Raw genomic sequence first — 16,329 nt, forward strand, 5'->3', positions numbered from 1 at the left:
GGCAGTAGGGCAGTAGGGCAGTAGGGCAGTAGGGCAGTAGGGCAGTAGGGCAGTAGGGCAGAGGTTCGAGCGCCCTTTAAACATATTGCCCTACTGCCCTACTGCCTTATTCCCCTTAGCCACTCATCCCCCAGCGCCAACTGATCCGTGATCTCGAAGCGTTCGGAAACGCCGACACGGATCATGTTCAGGCTGCCCTCGCGCGTGAAGCGGAATTCACCTGATGCATTCGAACCGGCGGGCCGACCGGCCTGGAAACTGATGACGCGGGTGCCGCCATCGGGCCAGGTCACGGTCACCTCGGCTTTGTCGCCCGTATGCACAACGCCTGCCTTGCAGCTGGTCATCGGCTGGCCGACATAGCGCGCGCAAGGAATCTCGTTGCGGGCACCCAGGGCTGGCGCGGGCCTCCCCGGCGGCTGCAGCCGCGCAACGGTCCGTGCGTCGGCCGGAGGCGCTGTATTGGCGGCGCGATGCCGGATGGGCTCCCACGCTGCTACGGGCGACTGCGTCTCGCCGGTCGAAGGATTTCCGCTGGCCGCGAGCGCCAGGCGGTAAGCGTCTTCGATGGCCGCCCTGCCGATTGCGTCGGCGGCTGTTATCGTGGTTTCGGGCGCGCCCAGGCGCGCTGTCAGGTCGGGCAGCGGCTGATCTGCGGATACCAGGTTCGAGGCCTCGGCTGCAGGGGCCGTGCCTTCGCCGGTCGTTTCGGCATCCGCATCCGAAACGGCCGCCGGATTGTCGGGGTTCAGGTAGCGCGCGGGAGCCCATCCCGTCAGTTGCGGATTGTCAATTTCTGCGACCTTGCACCAGCGGTAGCCATTGACGTCGTTGCAGCCGAGATTGTTGACGCTCGTACCGTTAGGCAGCCGAGCCTTGATCTTGCCCATCGCCGATGCCGTGGCGCGGACGTTCAGGAGATCGCCTGGAGCAAGGTCGGTCACAATGGAAACGATCGGCGCCTCCTCGGCTTTGGCCGGCAGCAGCGCCGTCAGCAGGAGAAGGGCGGCAGTGAGCGCGTACAGCGTCGTTCGGAGCGTAACTGTGCGCCTCATCATTTTGGCCATGGGCGATAGAAGCATTCCCGGAGGCGCGGCCTGGCACGGAAACGCCACCGCATTCCAGGTCGATTTTATAAACGACGACATGGCGCTATGTAAGTCGGAAAATGCGGCTGGGGAATGGTGTCCGGTCCGCGGCATGAGCAAGCTCAGCCGGGCATGAGCAAGCTCAGCCTGGCATGAGCAAGCTCAGCTTGGCGGCATGGGCTCGTACCTCGCTCAGCCTGAGGCATGAACGCGTTCCGCGTTCAGCCTGGGAACTCGTACCTCGTTCAACCCGACATAAACCCGGTTCGCAGCGCGTGGGCCCATTCCGGCCGTCCCGCCTGTTCGGCCTGCCGCGCTGCCGCCTCATGGTCATAGTCGACGGCGATGGCCGCAAAACGGTCGGGGCGGCCCGGCTCACCCAGTTCGACAATGCCGTAGCGTGCATGCGGAGAGCCTTGCTCCGAGACATGCGCCGGTGGCGTGTCGTCGCCATAAGCGGGGCAGCCGATGCTGCCCGGATTGAAGACGACAGGGCCGTCGGGGATACGGATCAGTTCGCTGCGGTGGCTGTGGCCGCACAGCACGATGCGGCAAGCGGGATCGAGCGCGGCCAGCCGCCGCTTGATGGCGGCCAGCGGCGCACGCACCAGCCGGCCGTCGGCTATCGTATCGGTCAGGTATTTTTCGTCGTGGTCGGGCCGGGCATGGAAGGCAACCACGCCCGGCGCGATCTCCAGCGTGAGGGGCAAGGCCAACAGCGCCTCGCGCTGCGCCGATGTCAGCCGTTCCTGCGCGTAGCGGTCGGACGGCCACATGGTTTCATCGGCGGTGTCGCGGGCGAGGCGGCGGTCGTGATTGCCGCGCACCGTCGGCAGGGCGAGCGCTTCAAGCCGCGCAAAAGTCTCGCGCGGCCAGAGCGGGCCGGAGACGCAATCGCCGAGATTGACGACGAGGTCGGCGCCGCCGCGCTGCCGCAGATCGTCGAGCACGGCGTCCAGGGCGAGGACGTTGCCGTGGATATCGGCGAGGACGGCAATGCGCATGGGAAGCTCCCTTGGTTCGAAGCACGGCATAGCAGGAGGACTTCCAGGACACCAACCAATCCTGGCGAGTTGTGCTCGGTACTGGCGGGTACCGGGAGACGGCTATGCTTGGATTTTGATCTCGTTGGCGCCTACCGCGGGCAGCGCCGTATCGTTGACGGCAGCGGCAATGACGCTGTCGAGCAGGCCCGGAAAGCGGGCATCGAGGTCGTCGCGGCGCAGCGTGATCAGCCGGCTGGTGCCGACCACCTCGGTGCGTGTGACGCCGGCCTCGCGCAATTTGGCAAGGTGATAACTGAGATTGGTTTTCGAGCAGAGATCGAGGAACTGGCTGCAGTTCAGCGGCACGCCTTCCTTGCTGGCGAGATAGCGCACGATGGCCAGCCGGGTGGGATCGCCGAGCACGGCAAGCACGTTCGACAGGCTGATCTGGTCGGCGGTGGGATGGGGCAGGGTCATGCCCAGGAACTAAGCGCAATCAGGGCCGATTTCAACGCATCTCCTCCTTGATGGATGCACGCAGTTTCCACCTCCCGCCACCTTGTCCTGACATAGAGCTGTCAGGAGGGTTCCGCTATTCTCAGGTGGCTTCATTGACACCATGCCCCATTATGTACAATTGTTCAATAACTTTTGAACCAAGGATTTGTTGCCATGGACAAGCGCCTCATCTGGCTTGCGCTCGGATCATTCACGATCGCGACCGAAGGCTTCGTCATTTCAAGCCTGTTGCCCGACATCGCAGCCGATGCCGCCATCTCGGTTCCACTCGCCGGGACGCTGATCACCGCCTTCGCGCTCGCCTATGCGCTTGGTACGCCGATCCTGGCGACGCTCACCGGCGAATGGGACCGGCGGCGCGTCATCTTGTGGACGCTGGTGTTTTTCGTGCTGGGCAATCTCGCGGCGGCGCTGAGTTCCTCTTTCGAATTGCTGCTGATCGCGCGCATCGTCATGGCGCTGTCGTCCGGCCTGTTCGCAGCGACGGCGCAAGGGACGGCCGTGGCGCTTGTCGATGATCATCACCGCGCCCGCGCCATCGCCGTCGTCGTCGGCGGCACCACAGTGGCGGTGGCGGTCGGCGCGCCGCTCGGCGCACTTGTCGCGACCGTTGCCGGCTGGCGCGGCACGTTCTTTGCCATCGCCGGGCTCGGCGCGCTGGCCGGCGCCATCCTGTGGTACCGGCTGCCGCGCGGCATCGTCGGCACCAAGCTGCCGCTCAGGCAGCGGCTGGCTGCAACCCTTCGCCCCGGCGTGCCATCGATCCTGCTGACCACACTGCTGGCGCTCACCGGCGCCTTTACGGTCTTTGCCTTTGTCGCGCCGCTAGCCGTCGAAGGCGGAGGCTTGAGCCCGATTGCGCTGCCCGGCATGCTGCTCGCCTTCGGTGTCGGCGCCGTCATCGGCAACATTGCCGGCGGGCAGGCTGCCGATCGCTTCGGCGCGACCCGCACCGTCAGCTGGTCGCTGGCGCTGAGTGCGGTCATGCTGGTCATGCTTTCGGTCATCCCGGCATTCCTGCCGCACAGCGTCGCCGGGCCGGCGCTGATGGCCATGATGGTGCCGTGGGGCATTGTCGGCTGGGCCTTCCCGCCGGCGCAGGCCAGCCGCATCATCAGGCTGGCGCCCGACGCAGCGCCCATCGTGCTGTCGCTCAACGGCTCGGCGCTCTATCTCGGCGTGGCGCTGGGCGCCGTCGTCGGCGGCACGGTGCTGCGCTATGGCGCGCCAGCCGATCTCGGCCTGGTCGCAGCAGTGTTCCCGATCCTGGGTCTTGGCGTCATGCTCGCCGGCCACCGGGCGGCGCGGGCGATTGCCATGCCGGCGGAGTAAGGGAGATCGCAGAACCAGGGCGCTGCCCTCATCACCCTGCCGGGCAACTTGGGTTTTTCTCCCCACTCACATCTAGCGGAGCAAGGAAACCCAGGTCCTGTAACCCCACACTATTTCCAGGTTCGGCGTCTCTCGATCTCGGCTTCGGACGGCTGTTCCTGGGCGAAGGACCCGGTCTTGATCTCACCGGCGCGTTCATAGCTCGCTATGATGACGCCGGTGCTCGATGCCTGTGAGCGGTTCAGCTTGAAAGCCGCCGGAATTGCGCCACCGCCAAACAGCCGCTTGCCCTTGCCCAGCACCAGCGGGAAGATCAGCAGGCTGACCTCGTCGATCAGGTCGTTGGCGAGCAAGGTCTGGATCAACTCGCTCGATCCCTGGATGAGCAGGTCCGGCCCGTCCTCCTGCTTGAGCTGGCGCAGTGTGGCCACGACGTCGTCGCCGAGCGACTGGCTGTTTTGCCACGACAGCGTATCGGGCCTGTGCGTGGCCACATATTTGGTGGCCGCGTTGAAACTGTCGCCGATCGGATCGTTCTTCTGATACGGCCAATGCGCAGCGAAGATATCGTAGGTCCTGCGGCCGAGGAGCAGCGCGAAGGGTTTTGCGAAGGTCTCACCAATAAAGGCGCCCCCGACGTCGTCCCAGTAATGGAACGTCCAGCCACCGAATTCGAAGCCGCCGCTCGGGTCTTCTTCCGGCCCGCCAGGCGCCTGCATGACGCCGTCGAGGCTGACGAATGTCGCAGTGATGATCTTCCTCATTGAATTCTCCCTTTTTCATCATCCGTGCTGTCGGGGCCGGATTTCGGCCAAAGGACGTGCGAGTGGACGCCGGTCCGACAGGGGCCACAAAATTCTGGATTCGGCGCATGGCGAGCGGCAAGCACTGGATGGGCAGCCTCGGCGACGTCATTGCGGCCGCCTGGCGCCAACACCTTTCGACGAGAACCAGACGTCGCCGATGACGACGGTGGCGGTGTTGTCCGGTGCCTTGTCGGCCGTCAGCCAGATAGAGCGGCTGCGTGCCGCCTTGTCGCGGTCGAGGATTTTCGCCGCGGGGCCTGCAAGCGAGCCGCCGACGCAAGGGATGAACCATGACCGCATGAACGGATCGCAGGCAAAGCCTTGTTCGGTGCGAGTCACCATCACCGCGAGGCCAACGCGCTCGGTCGGACGCCACGGAAAGACCATGCGGGCGCCGGGCTTCAGCGCCTTCAGCCACTCGGCCGGTGGTGCTGCGACGCCGGCATTGACATAGATGATGTCGGACGGTGGCAGGCTGCCGATGACCGCATCGCCATGGATGACGGTCACATTGCCAAAGGCTTCTAGGTTCTGTCTCGCGCGGTCGGCGAGACTGGATTCCAGTTCGAAGGCGGTGACTGCGCCGCCAGGTGAAACCAGCTGTGCCAGCAGAGCTGTGTAGTAGCCGGTGCCGGCGCCGACATGGGTGACGGTCTCGCCGGGTTTTGGCGCCACCTTGCCGATCCACATGGCATGCAGGAACGGCTCGCCATTGTTGATACCTTTGTCGGCGTCGAGCGACACCAGCACGTTCTGATAGACGTGAACAGGATCGGCGCTCGGCGTTTCGACCTTACCGTTGCCGGCGACGACCGACCACGGCCCGGGCCCGAGAAAAGCCTCGCGCGGCACCGCGGCGAACACGTCTTCGAGACGCGGATCGGCCGGACCTGCATTGGCAGCCATCAGTCGCGCATAAAAGCGGCGCACATCGGCGAGATCGGTCATGGCCTCAAGATAGCGCAGACTGCCGATTTGTCGCGTCATTCCAGATCGCCTCTGGCCGACGCATCAGCGCCGAGACAGTTGAAGCGTTTCGCAAGGCAATGAAGGCGACACGCTAAATCTACCGCCATTGCCGACAGTCCTGCCGGAACCGCCGCGTTGCCGCTGCGTTTGAGGTCGTGCCAAGCGATTGGCGCGAGACCGAGGAGGATACCATGGGCGTTGAACAGGCACCGACAGCGAGGGGCAAGCAAGCGGCCAAGGGATTGAACCAAGTTGCGGCGAAGGACGAACGCAAGACGGAAGCGGAAACCGGCCGCCCGCTCAAAAAGGGCGCGGTCCGGTTCGACGAGCGGTCGAAAAGCTCGGACGGCAAGAGCGCGGGTGCCAAGCAGAAGATCTGAGCGTAACCGCTAAGTCCAAGACCAAAAAAGCAGTCGGCAGGGCTCTCAGCCGCGGGTGTCGTGCACCGACTGACCCCAGAGCCGGCGGCCCTTCATGCGAAAAATACTGTGACTTGGCGCAACCATTGAGATAATTGTTTGTTGGGTCGGATCGGGCCATGAGATCGGCCAAGTACCGATACGTGCATCGCGAGGAGTGCCATGCTCTGGAAGGGTCGTCGTCAAAGTGACAATGTCGAAGACCAACGCGGCCAGGGTGGCGGGTTCAACCTGCCGCGCGGTGGGCCCGGCCGGTTCCGCATCCCGGTCGGCGGCCGCTCCGGCGGCGGAATGTCGCTGTCGACCATCATCATTCTCGTGGTCCTCTATTTCGGGCTGAAGGCCTTCGGCATCGATCCGCTGCAGATCCTGGCCGGCGGCGGCGGCTTAGTGCCTGGCGGCGGCGGTCAGATCACCGACAACAGCGGCGGCACCGGTGCGCCGGCCTCCGACGAGATGAAGCAGTTCGTCTCGACGGTGCTGGCCGAGACCGAGGACACCTGGACCGGCATTTTCCAGGCCGAGGGCCTGACCTATGAGGATCCGAAGCTGGTGCTGTTCAGCGGCCAGATCCGCTCGGCCTGCGGCTCCGCCTCGTCTGCGGCCGGACCGTTCTACTGTCCCGGCGACCGCAAGGTCTATCTCGATACCACTTTCTTCCAGCAGCTCGACCAGCAATTCGGCGCCTCGGGCGATTTCGCCCAAGCCTATGTGATCGCGCATGAGGTCGGCCATCATGTGCAGAACCTCACCGGCATCCTGCCCAAGTTCAACCAGATGCGGCAGCAAATGGGCGAGGCCGAGGCCAACCACATGTCGGTGCAGGTCGAACTTCAGGCCGATTGCTTCGCCGGCGTCTGGGCGCATTTCACCGGGCAGAAAGGCATTCTGGAACAGGGCGACATGGAAGAGGCGCTGAACGCTGCCCAGCAGATCGGCGACGACACGCTGCAGAAGAGGATGCAGGGTTATGTCGTGCCGGAAAGCTTCAACCACGGCACCTCGCAGCAGCGGCAGACCTGGCTGGCGCGTGGCTACAGGAGCGGCAAGCTGTCGGACTGCGATACGTTCAACACTCCGATCTGAGATGTTCGAACACTCCCGCTTAAGTTGCCACGCGCCGCGGCAGGGCACGTCAGCTGATGTCAGGATTGGACTGCCGAGTCCGTTCTCTTATTGTTCCGTAAGACAGGCTCGCCTATAACGAGCCCGCGCCTTTGCCCCAAGGCGGTCTGAGGAGCCGACGCCATCATGATAGACCCCAAAACCGCCAGGCGGGGCCTTGCGCTCGTTTTCACCACGCTGCTGCTCGATATCATCGGCTTCGGCATCATCATGCCGGTGCTGCCGGCCTATCTTAGGGAATTGACCGGCGTTGGCATCGGCGAGGCGGCGATCGAGGGGGGCTGGCTGTTCTTCGCCTATGCGGCGATGCAGTTCGTTTTCGCACCTGTCATCGGCGGGTTGAGCGACCGGTTCGGACGGCGGCCGATCCTGCTCGCCTCCGTCTTCACCTTTGCCATCGATAATCTGATCTGCGCTGTCGCCTGGTCCTACCCGATGCTGTTTATCGGACGCGTGCTGGCCGGCATTTCCGGCGCCAGCTATTCAACGACTTCCGCTTTCATCGCCGACATCTCGACCGATGAGAACCGGGCGAAGAACTTCGGCCTGCTCGGTATCGCCTTCGGCGTCGGCTTCGTCATCGGACCGGTTCTGGGCGGGCTGCTCGGCACGTTCGGGCCACGGGTACCGTTCTATTTCGCCGCCGCGCTTGCTTTCCTGAATTTCCTGATCGCCCTGTTTCTGTTGCCCGAAACGCTTGATAACAAGCACCGCCGCCGCTTCGAGTGGAAACGCGCGAACCCGGTCGGGACGCTCATCCAGATGCGCAACTACCAAGGCATTGGCTGGATCGGGCTTGTCTTCTTCTTGATGACGCTTGGGCATATGATGTATCCGGCGGTGTGGTCGTTCGTCTCCAATTACCGCTATGGCTGGAACGAACAGCAGATCGGTTTCTCGCTCGGCGCCTTCGGTCTGTGCGGGGCGATCGTCATGGCGACGGTCCTGCCGCGCGTGATCCCCAAACTTGGCGAGTGGAAGACGGCGGTACTCGGTCTTGCATTCACGGCACTCAGCGCCTTCGGCTACGCCTTCGCGTCGCAAGGCTGGATGATCTATGTGGTGATCGTCGTCGGCTGCCTGGAAGCCTTGGCCGATCCGCCGCTCAGAAGTCTCGCCGCCGCCAAGGTGCCGCCTTCGGCGCAGGGCGAACTCCAGGGGGCGATGACCTCGATCTTCTCGATCACGTCAATCATCACGCCGCTGCTTTATACGGCGATCTTTTCCTGGTTCACCGGTCCGGGCGCGCCCGTGGTGTTCGGCGGGGCCCCTTATCTGCTCGGCGCGGTTTTTCTCACGCTGGCGCTCATCGTCTTCGTCACGAAAGTGGCCAAGCCGACGCCGAAGGAAGCCAAACGCATGCATGCGCAAGAAGCGGTGACCGACGGGGTTGATCTTCGTTAAGAGTGAAAAAGCATGAAGGCGGCTCCATTTCCGCCGTCGCCGCCAATCAATCCGTTTTAGCGCAATTGCGGGCGCAAAGCCGATACTCACTTTTCGTGGAAAATGCTCCAATGCATGTCGCCCAAAAAGTGCGCCCAGCGGTTTTAGCAACGACATGCACAAAAACAGGAACTTAAAGAGCGTCGCAGGAATCCCTTCAGACGCGACGCGCTTTAGGCGCGCTCCGCCAGCGCCGGCTCGCCGCGCTTTTCGCGGATGAGATTGACGAAGCGGCGGAACAGATAGTGCGAATCCTGCGGGCCGGGCGAGGCTTCGGGATGATGCTGGACCGAGAAGACCGGTCTTCCTGTCAGCGTGATGCCGCAATTCGAGCCGTCGAACAGCGAGACATGGGTTTCTTCGACGCCGCGCGGCAACGAGTCGGCATCGACGGCAAAGCCGTGGTTCATCGAGACGATCTCGACCTTGCCGGTGGTGTGATCCTTGACCGGATGATTGGCGCCGTGATGGCCCTGATGCATTTTGGCGGTTTTGCCGCCCAGCGCCAGCGCCAGCATCTGGTGGCCGAGGCAGATGCCGAACACCGGGATGTCGGTCTTCAGCAGGTCCTGGATGACCGGAACGGCATAGTCGCCGGTGGCTTCCGGGTCGCCGGGACCGTTGGAGAGAAAGATGCCGTCGGGCCGCATGGCGAGGATCTCCTCGGCGCCGGTGTTGGCCGGCACCACCGTGACCTTGGCGCCAAGACCGGAAAGCAGGCGCAATATGTTGCGCTTGACGCCGTAGTCGATGGCGACGACATGCATGGACGGATCGGTCTGTTCGCCAAAGCCCTCGTCCCAGACCCAGGGCGTCTCGCGCCAGACCGAGGACTGGCCGGAGGTGACGTCCTTGGCCAGGTCAAGCCCGATCAGGCCGGACCAGGCGGCGGCGCGGCGCTTCAGATCGTCGATGTCGAAGATGCCGTCGGGCGCGTGCGCGATGACGGCGTTGGGCATGCCTTTTTCACGGATCAGCGCTGTCAGCGCGCGCGTGTCGATGCCCGAAAGCGCTACGATGCCACGCTTCTTCAGCCATTGGTCGAGACCAGCTGCGGCGCGATAGCTGGACGGATTGGTGACGTCGGCCTTGAACACGGCGCCGCCGGCGCCGGCGCGCGCGACCGGGTTGAGATCCTCGATGTCCTCGTCATTGGTGCCGATATTCCCGATATGCGGAAAAGTGAAGGTGACGATCTGGCCAGCGTAGGACGGGTCGGTGAGGATTTCCTGATAGCCTGTCAGCGCGGTGTTGAAGCAGACTTCGGCGACGGCGGAGCCGGTGGCGCCAAGGCCGCGGCCCTCGATGACGGTGCCGTCGGCCAGCACCAGCAAGGCCGTCGGCTTCTCAGTGGCCCAGGGGGCGGTCGTTGCCATTGCGACACTCCTAAAGGGCTGCGCCCTTCGATCGGTCCGACGGACCACTCTGCGCAGCAAACCGCGCGCAGCGGCGATTTCGCAGCCAGCGCGCGCAACAAAAATTCAGTTCATGCAAGGCCCAGTACATAGGGGAAGGCGCCAAGGCGGTCAATAATGCCACGCCGTACGAGCCCTGGATTTATTTCGTCGAACAATATCAGCGGTTTGCCCGGGCGACGTCGAATTTGCCATGGGGTTTCGGCGCGGCTATTGTCCGTCGCATTCGAAGGAGAAAGCATCATGCGGGGCAAAATCGCCGAATCCCTGAAGAGTGCGATGAAGGCGCAGGACAAGCGTCGGCTGCCGACCTTGCGGCTGATCCAGGCGGCCATTCACGATCGCGACATCGCCAATCGCGGCGCCGGCAAGGAGCCGGCCACTGATGACGAGATCCTGCAGATACTGGCCAAGATGGTGAAGCAGCGCGAGGAGTCGGCCAAGGCTTTCGATGACGGCAAACGGCCGGAGCTTGCCGCACAGGAGCGCGACGAGATGGCTATCATTCGAGACTTCCTGCCGACGCAACTGGGCCAGGCCGAGACCGAAACGGCGATCCGCGCCGCCATCGCCGAGACCGGCGCCAGCGGGGTCAAGGACATGGGCAAGGTGATGGCTGCACTAAAGGAGAAATACGCGGGCCAGATGGATTTCTCCAAGGCGAGCGGCATCGTCAAGGGACTGCTGCAGTAGGGATTTTCCCCGCTCTTGCGATGTTCATAAGGCCTCGAAGGAGGCGACCACGAGGAGCCAGCCCAGCCGGATGTGGATGATCCTCAAGCGCTCTTCGGTTTCTTCTGAGAGCGGGTGGTGGTAGCTCGCCCTGACATGTTCAGTGCCACGGCGGCGCGAATGAGCGCCTTCAATGCCTCTTCATCGATCTTGTCGCCCTCATGGATATCGATGGCGCGCCTGGTGTTGCCTTCGAGGCTGGAGTTGAAGAGGCCTGAAGGGTCCTCCAGCGAGGCGCCCTTGGCGAAGGTCATCTTCACGACATTCTTGTACGTCTCACCGGTGCAGATAATTCCGGCGTGCTCCCACACCGGAACTCCTCTCCACTTCCACTCCTCGATCACTTCGGGATCTGCCTGCTGGATGACGGTTCGGACCCAAGCGAGCATCTCGCCCCGCCAATCGCTCAGCTCGTTGATTCTCGCATCTATCAACTGAGAGGGAGTGACTCCTCCTGCCCCTTCCTTCGAGCCGCTCGTCTTCATGGCTGTTGTCGCTTTGGTCATGATACTGGGTCCAAATGGCTTTGTGCGCGTCCGGCGCCTCACGACGGGATCGATGCGGCGAGCCGTTTGCCGTTCCGGCGCGAACGCTTGGCCTATTAGGCTTCGTGCCAATGCCGGGCAACAAACTCTCAACATCGAGGAGGAACCTTCGTCCCTCCAGACCCGTTTTGCAACGAGGATCATACGAAATTGGAGCCTCGATTTGTCGGCGCGTTTGTTGAACATTATCGGCGCCGCCACCAGCGCCGGCGCCTATTCGCCGGGGCAGGAACAAGCGCCCGCGGCCTTTCGGCGGCATGGGCTCGCAGAGGCGCTCGCGAGCCGAGGCAGAACCATCAGGGATGATGGCGATGTTGCATCGTTCCGATGGCGACCGGATCCCTCGCAGCCGCAGGCTATGAACCTAGAGGCCGTGCGCCACGCCTGTGACTTGGTCGCAAGCCACGTGGCGACGGCGATCGCAGCACAGGAGGACGTGCTTGTTTTAGGCGGCGATTGTACTGTGGAGTTGGGAACGGTCGCCGGAGCGAACGCGGCCGGTGCACGGATCGGGCTCGTCTACATGGATTTCGACGCCGATCTCAACACACCTGATACGAGCGACGGCGCCTTGGACTGGACTGGTGTCGCTCATCTGCTCGATATTCCCGGATGCGAGCCTTCGCTCGCCAGGCTCGGCCCAACCCGCCCGATGCTTGTGCCTCAGCAACTCCTCTATTTCGGCGTCGAGAACATCACTCCGCCCGAAGCTGCGGTGATCAGAGATAACGCGATTAAAGTTATATCGCGTGAGGAAGCTTTGAGTGATATCGAGGCGGCGACAGCGCGCGCGGCCGACTGGGCGGCCCGCTTTGACTGTGTGCTTATTCACTTCGATGTCGATGCACTCTCCTTTGTCGATTTTCCGATTGCTGAGAATGTGCGCCGTTGCGACGGTCTCAAACTGGAGCACGCCGCCTTCGCGCTAAAGCAGTTGACCGCCCTGCCGCAATGGTGCGGCCTGACCATCACAGAAGTTAATCCGGCCCATGCGCCAGACGAGTCCGCCGCGTTCGCCCGCTTGAATGAGGTGCTTGCAGACGCCCTTGGGTAATTCGCGACGCATCTCACATTCGTTCGCCGGGCAATTGGCTGGCTTGCTTCACCCAAGCGGCAAATTGAGCTTCGTCGAGCTGGTCCTCATAAACGTCGAGATAGCGCACTTCCTTGTGCTTGGACTTGCCGGGAGGAAGAGGACGCAGTGACGTGCCTCGGAAGAAGGTCACTTTGACGTAGCGGGTGAAGACATGGAACGACAGGAACCAGCCCTGGCCTTCGATGCCGTAAAATGGCGAGTTCCATTTGACTGCCTTGTGCACACCGGGGACGGTGCGCGCGATGATCGCGTCGAGACGGCGCCCGACGTCGCTTTTCCAGCCCGGCATGGCCGCGATGTAGGCCTGCACGGGAGCGTCGCCTTCAGCCTTCGCGATCTGGGGGTTGCCGCCTGCGAGGAGTGCCGGTTTCGCGGCCTTGCCGGGCTGCGGCTCCGGCGTCGCCTTGCGCGGTTTGGTCGGTTTCGCAGCGACCCGCTCGGCGGCGGCCTTCGCCGACTTCTCGGATGTGTGGTCGGCCATTGTGTTCACTCCAAGTGGTAATCGATGATACTTGATTTTAGAAAGCCGCCCCTGAAGATCAATTTCGGAATCCTATTGATCTCCGCCAAACCCACAAGCGCACAGGCAGAGGCTCCTCTCCATAAGGCGGACGTCGCGGAAAGCCTGCGCTACCGGATCGATTTGTGGAGTCTGCCCGTCTATTCGGCTGCAGCCGGCAGCGGCGGCGTGGTGTTGCGGCGCCACTCCTGGAGATGCGAGGCAAGCGCGACCGCCACGGCGACCAGCATGGCCATGGCGCCAACCACCGGCAGGCTGCGATAGCCATAACCGGCATTGAGCATAGCGGCACCGAGCGAGGCGGCCAGCGCGATGCCGACATTGAAGCCGGCCGGGATGAGCGATGAGGCGAGATTGGAGGCATCCGCCGTCCACGTCAGGATACGGGTCTGGATCGGCGTGCCGATGGCGAAGCTGAGTCCGCCCCAGACAGTGATCGCCACGACCATCGGCACCGGGTACGGGCTGACGGCGTAAATGACGGCAAGTGTCACCGCCTGCATGAAAAGCATGGTGATGAGCGAGGGCATCAGTTTCCAGTCGGCGAGCCGCCCGCCAAGAAAGACGCCGATTGTCGCGCCGACGCCGTTGAGCAGGAGCACCCAGGGCACGAGGTCCTCATCGAGGCCGGTGATTTCAAACAGCGTCGGCGTGATGTAGGTGAAGAGGCCGAACTGACCGATCATCAGCATCAGCATGAGGATCAGCGACGTCCAGACCTGCTGGCGTGCGAGCACGCGAACCTCGCTGCCGAAACTGACGGACTGGCGCGACGATCCCGTCTTGCGTGGGAGGAGGGCGGCCATGGCGGCGATGGAAACCACACCAAGCGCGCACATCACCCAGAACGTCGCACGCCACCCCCAGATGTTGCCGATCGCCGTGCCGGCCGGCACGCCGATGACATTGGAGACCGTGAGGCCCGACAGGATGAGCGCAACGGCCATTCCGCGCTGGTCGTGGCGGACCAGGCCGACCGCGACCACCATCGCGACGCCGAAATAGGCGCCGTGCGCCACGGCCACCGCAATCCGCAACAGCAACATGGACGCGAAGTCGGGTGCAAGTGCGCAAGCGGCCTGGCCAATGGTGAAGGCTGCGGCAAGGCCAAGCAGCAAGGCCTTGCGCGAAATCGTCTTGGTGGCGAGCGTCAATAGCGGTCCGCCGATTGCGATGCCGCCGGCGTAGCCGGAGACGAGGTAGCCGGCAGTTGGGATGGAGACGCCAAGGCCATCCGCCACCTGCGGCAGCACACCGGCGATGACGAACTCGGTGGTGCCGAATGCGAACGCAGCGATGAACAGGGCGATGAGGGGAAGCATGGCGCTGGAAGGCGATCCTTGAATGAGATGGCCTCAAATCACGAACGAGAGCGGCGAGCAATCCAGAAATTGTCGACGCCGGTTTAGGTTTTCTTGATCGGGCTGGCGCGACGGTTTTTCCTTCTCCCTTTGTTGTGGGAGAAGGACAAGGCTCCGGGATCACCCGGCCTTCAACCGCGAGCCGGTGAGCAGGCCGCGCTCCTCGAGCACGGGATAAGCCATCGAGGCGAGCAGCGAGTTGATCTGCTTCAGGTCGCGGATGGTGTCGAGATGGATGGAACTGGTCTCGACGCTCTTGGCGGTGCCGTCGCGCAGCCGCACGAAGTGGCTGGCGCTGGTCTCCTTCTCGCGGTCGCGCAGCCGGTCCTTTTCGAGCACCAGCTGGCGGGCGGTCTCCGGATCGCGCGAGACCAGCACGTTGAAGGCAAGCCGTGCGTTGGCGAGCACCGAGGCGTGGAAGGCGCAAAGCTCACGCCAGCCCTCGGGCGTGAACTCCAGCCCGCGCTCGAGCTTCTTCCTGACATGCACCAGCATGTTGCGCACGATGATGTCGCCGACCTGCTCGAGCTTGACGCAGGCGCCGATCAGCTCCTGGCAGCGCAGCGCCTCGTCCTCGCTCAGCGGGTTCTTGGTGACCTTGGCCAGATAGAGCTTTATCGCTGCGTGCTTCTTGTCGACGCGGTCGTCGAGCGCGGCCAGCGCCTTGATCTTGTCGGCATCGGCGGTCTCATAGAGCTCGATGATGCGCTTCAGCATGATCTCGACCGTCTCGCAGACCCGCACCACCTCACGGGTGGCGTTGGCCAGCGCCTGGCTCGGCACATCCAGCGCGCTGTCGTTGAGCGCGGACAGCTCGACGACGTCGAGCGCTTCGCCCGGCGCCGGTTTGGTGCCGAGCGCCACGATCTTTTCCGAAGCGCCGTAGACGAGACCGGCCAGTGGCAGGCCGGCAACCAGGATCAGGATGTTGAACAGGATATGCGCGTTGACGATCTGGTCGGGCACGGTGGCGCCGAGAAAGGCGACCGGCGGCTTCAACCACAGGAACAGGATCAGCATGGCTAGAGAGCCCATCCCGCGCATCAGGAGATTGCCGATCGGTACGACACGCACGCCCGGCTCCGCATTGCGGGTGAGCAGCGGCGCGATGATCGACGAACCCAGATTGACGCCGAGCACCAGCACGATGCCGAGTTCGGGCGGGATGAAGCCACGGCCGGCGAGCGTCACCATCAGCAGCACCGCGGCGATCGAGGAATGAAACAGCCAGGTGACCAGCGCCGCCAGCAGATAGGCGGTGACCGGGTCGCCGGAGAAGTAATCGACGACGACCGGCATCAGCGTGCTCTGGCGCAGCGGCTCCGATGCCTGGCCGATCATCTCCAGCGACAATACCAGCAGGCCGATGCCGACCAGGATGCGGCCGAACTGGCGCCAGTCGCGCCGCTCGGTGGCCATGAACATGACGGTGCCGGCGACAAGACAGACCGGCACCAGCAGCGACAGGTCGAAGGTGAGCAACTTGACCACCAGTGCCGAGCCGATCTCGGCGCCGCGCACGGCAAGCTGGCCCGATATGCCGCTGACGATGCCGGCGCCGGCGAAGGAGCCGACCAGCAAGGTGACGGCGGTGGAGCTTTGCAGGGCGATCGCCAGGCCGCAGCCGGCCAGAACCGCCATGAAAGGATTGCGCATGGTCGCGCGCAGCTTGTGGCGCAGCACATCGCCATAGGCGCGCTCGACACCTGTCTTCACCAAGCGGGTGGCAAACAGCATCAGCGCCACCGCGCCGGCAAGATGCAGCAAAACGACCGAACCGCTCATGTCAGGCTCGCATTCCGACAGGCGACAGCGATACGGGCGCCGTGACGGCACAGAGGTAAAAGAGGGGGCGAATCAAGGACATTGCAAGGGTCGATACTACTCCGATTACTTTTAGCCGGATAATAAATTTTGCCCAATTCGAACGGCTGTTGGTGCGCGACAGGGTGTGTCGGAAATGGATGGATCGC

At 63.5% G+C, this 16,329-nt stretch carries 16 protein-coding genes; 6 read left to right on the plus strand and 10 right to left on the minus strand.

Annotation, left to right across the window (positions count from 1 at the left end; genetic code table 11):
* Positions 1–98: 98 nt before the first annotated feature.
* From ACWTU8_RS01605 to ACWTU8_RS01615, 3 genes are all read right to left on the minus strand, one after another.
* Positions 99–1,067, minus strand: a complete 969-nt coding sequence (locus ACWTU8_RS01605) for an SH3 domain-containing protein (RefSeq protein WP_455846768.1) — start codon at positions 1,065–1,067, stop codon at positions 99–101.
* A gap of 266 nt (positions 1,068–1,333) precedes the next feature.
* Complete coding sequence (locus ACWTU8_RS01610) at positions 1,334–2,092, minus strand: metallophosphoesterase family protein (protein ID WP_455846769.1); 759 nt, start codon at positions 2,090–2,092, stop codon at positions 1,334–1,336.
* Between the two features lie 102 nt (positions 2,093–2,194).
* Positions 2,195–2,551, minus strand: a complete 357-nt coding sequence (locus ACWTU8_RS01615; protein WP_128343524.1) for an ArsR/SmtB family transcription factor — start codon at positions 2,549–2,551, stop codon at positions 2,195–2,197.
* A 195-nt stretch (positions 2,552–2,746) separates the two neighbouring features.
* Between ACWTU8_RS01615 and ACWTU8_RS01620 the strand changes: the two genes are divergently transcribed.
* Positions 2,747–3,925, plus strand: coding sequence for an MFS transporter (locus tag ACWTU8_RS01620; protein ID WP_455846770.1), 1,179 nt, complete (start codon positions 2,747–2,749; stop codon positions 3,923–3,925).
* 110 nt (positions 3,926–4,035) lie between these two features.
* Here the strand turns inward: ACWTU8_RS01620 and ACWTU8_RS01625 are convergent, their stop codons facing one another.
* Positions 4,036–4,689, minus strand: coding sequence for a dihydrofolate reductase family protein (locus ACWTU8_RS01625; protein ID WP_095519127.1), 654 nt, complete (start codon positions 4,687–4,689; stop codon positions 4,036–4,038).
* A gap of 147 nt (positions 4,690–4,836) precedes the next feature.
* Positions 4,837–5,718, minus strand: coding sequence for a protein-L-isoaspartate O-methyltransferase family protein (locus ACWTU8_RS01630; protein WP_455846771.1), 882 nt, complete (start codon positions 5,716–5,718; stop codon positions 4,837–4,839).
* Positions 5,719–5,891: 173 nt separating this feature from the next.
* Between ACWTU8_RS01630 and ACWTU8_RS01635 the strand changes: the two genes are divergently transcribed.
* From ACWTU8_RS01635 to ACWTU8_RS01645, 3 genes are all read left to right on the plus strand, one after another.
* Positions 5,892–6,080: a hypothetical protein gene (locus tag ACWTU8_RS01635; RefSeq protein ID WP_455846772.1), complete on the plus strand. Its 189-nt coding sequence runs from the start codon at positions 5,892–5,894 to the stop codon at positions 6,078–6,080.
* Positions 6,081–6,281: 201 nt separating this feature from the next.
* A complete protein-coding gene (ypfJ, locus tag ACWTU8_RS01640; protein ID WP_455846773.1) occupies positions 6,282–7,205 on the plus strand; it encodes a KPN_02809 family neutral zinc metallopeptidase in 924 nt (307 codons plus the stop codon).
* Positions 7,206–7,370: 165 nt separating this feature from the next.
* Positions 7,371–8,648, plus strand: coding sequence for a TCR/Tet family MFS transporter (locus ACWTU8_RS01645; protein WP_455846774.1), 1,278 nt, complete (start codon positions 7,371–7,373; stop codon positions 8,646–8,648).
* Between the two features lie 212 nt (positions 8,649–8,860).
* Here the strand turns inward: ACWTU8_RS01645 and carA are convergent, their stop codons facing one another.
* Entirely contained in the window at positions 8,861–10,063 is a 1,203-nt protein-coding gene (gene carA, locus ACWTU8_RS01650) for a glutamine-hydrolyzing carbamoyl-phosphate synthase small subunit (RefSeq protein ID WP_455846775.1), read from the minus strand.
* A 282-nt stretch (positions 10,064–10,345) separates the two neighbouring features.
* Between carA and ACWTU8_RS01655 the strand changes: the two genes are divergently transcribed.
* A complete protein-coding gene (locus tag ACWTU8_RS01655; protein WP_029350140.1) occupies positions 10,346–10,795 on the plus strand; it encodes a GatB/YqeY domain-containing protein in 450 nt (149 codons plus the stop codon).
* An 83-nt stretch (positions 10,796–10,878) separates the two neighbouring features.
* On the opposite strand, the gene ACWTU8_RS01660 is transcribed toward ACWTU8_RS01655, so the two are convergent.
* Positions 10,879–11,340 carry a DUF1801 domain-containing protein gene (locus ACWTU8_RS01660; RefSeq protein ID WP_455837861.1) on the minus strand — a complete coding sequence of 154 codons (462 nt, stop codon included), beginning with the start codon at positions 11,338–11,340 and terminating at the stop codon, positions 10,879–10,881.
* A 217-nt stretch (positions 11,341–11,557) separates the two neighbouring features.
* Here ACWTU8_RS01660 and ACWTU8_RS01665 point away from each other — a divergent pair, with 217 nt between their 5' ends.
* Positions 11,558–12,433: an arginase family protein gene (locus tag ACWTU8_RS01665; RefSeq protein WP_455846776.1), complete on the plus strand. Its 876-nt coding sequence runs from the start codon at positions 11,558–11,560 to the stop codon at positions 12,431–12,433.
* A gap of 13 nt (positions 12,434–12,446) precedes the next feature.
* Here the strand turns inward: ACWTU8_RS01665 and ACWTU8_RS01670 are convergent, their stop codons facing one another.
* The 3 genes from ACWTU8_RS01670 to ACWTU8_RS01680 all read right to left on the minus strand — a co-directional run bounded on the left by ACWTU8_RS01670 (position 12,447) and on the right by ACWTU8_RS01680 (position 16,141).
* Complete coding sequence (locus ACWTU8_RS01670; protein ID WP_455837859.1) at positions 12,447–12,956, minus strand: DUF1801 domain-containing protein; 510 nt, start codon at positions 12,954–12,956, stop codon at positions 12,447–12,449.
* A gap of 179 nt (positions 12,957–13,135) precedes the next feature.
* Positions 13,136–14,317: an MFS transporter gene (locus ACWTU8_RS01675; RefSeq protein WP_455846777.1), complete on the minus strand. Its 1,182-nt coding sequence runs from the start codon at positions 14,315–14,317 to the stop codon at positions 13,136–13,138.
* Positions 14,318–14,476: 159 nt separating this feature from the next.
* Positions 14,477–16,141, minus strand: coding sequence for a Na/Pi cotransporter family protein (locus ACWTU8_RS01680; RefSeq protein ID WP_455846778.1), 1,665 nt, complete (start codon positions 16,139–16,141; stop codon positions 14,477–14,479).
* Positions 16,142–16,329: the final 188 nt, after the last annotated feature.

This window comes from Mesorhizobium sp. BHbdii (assembly GCF_053848045.1).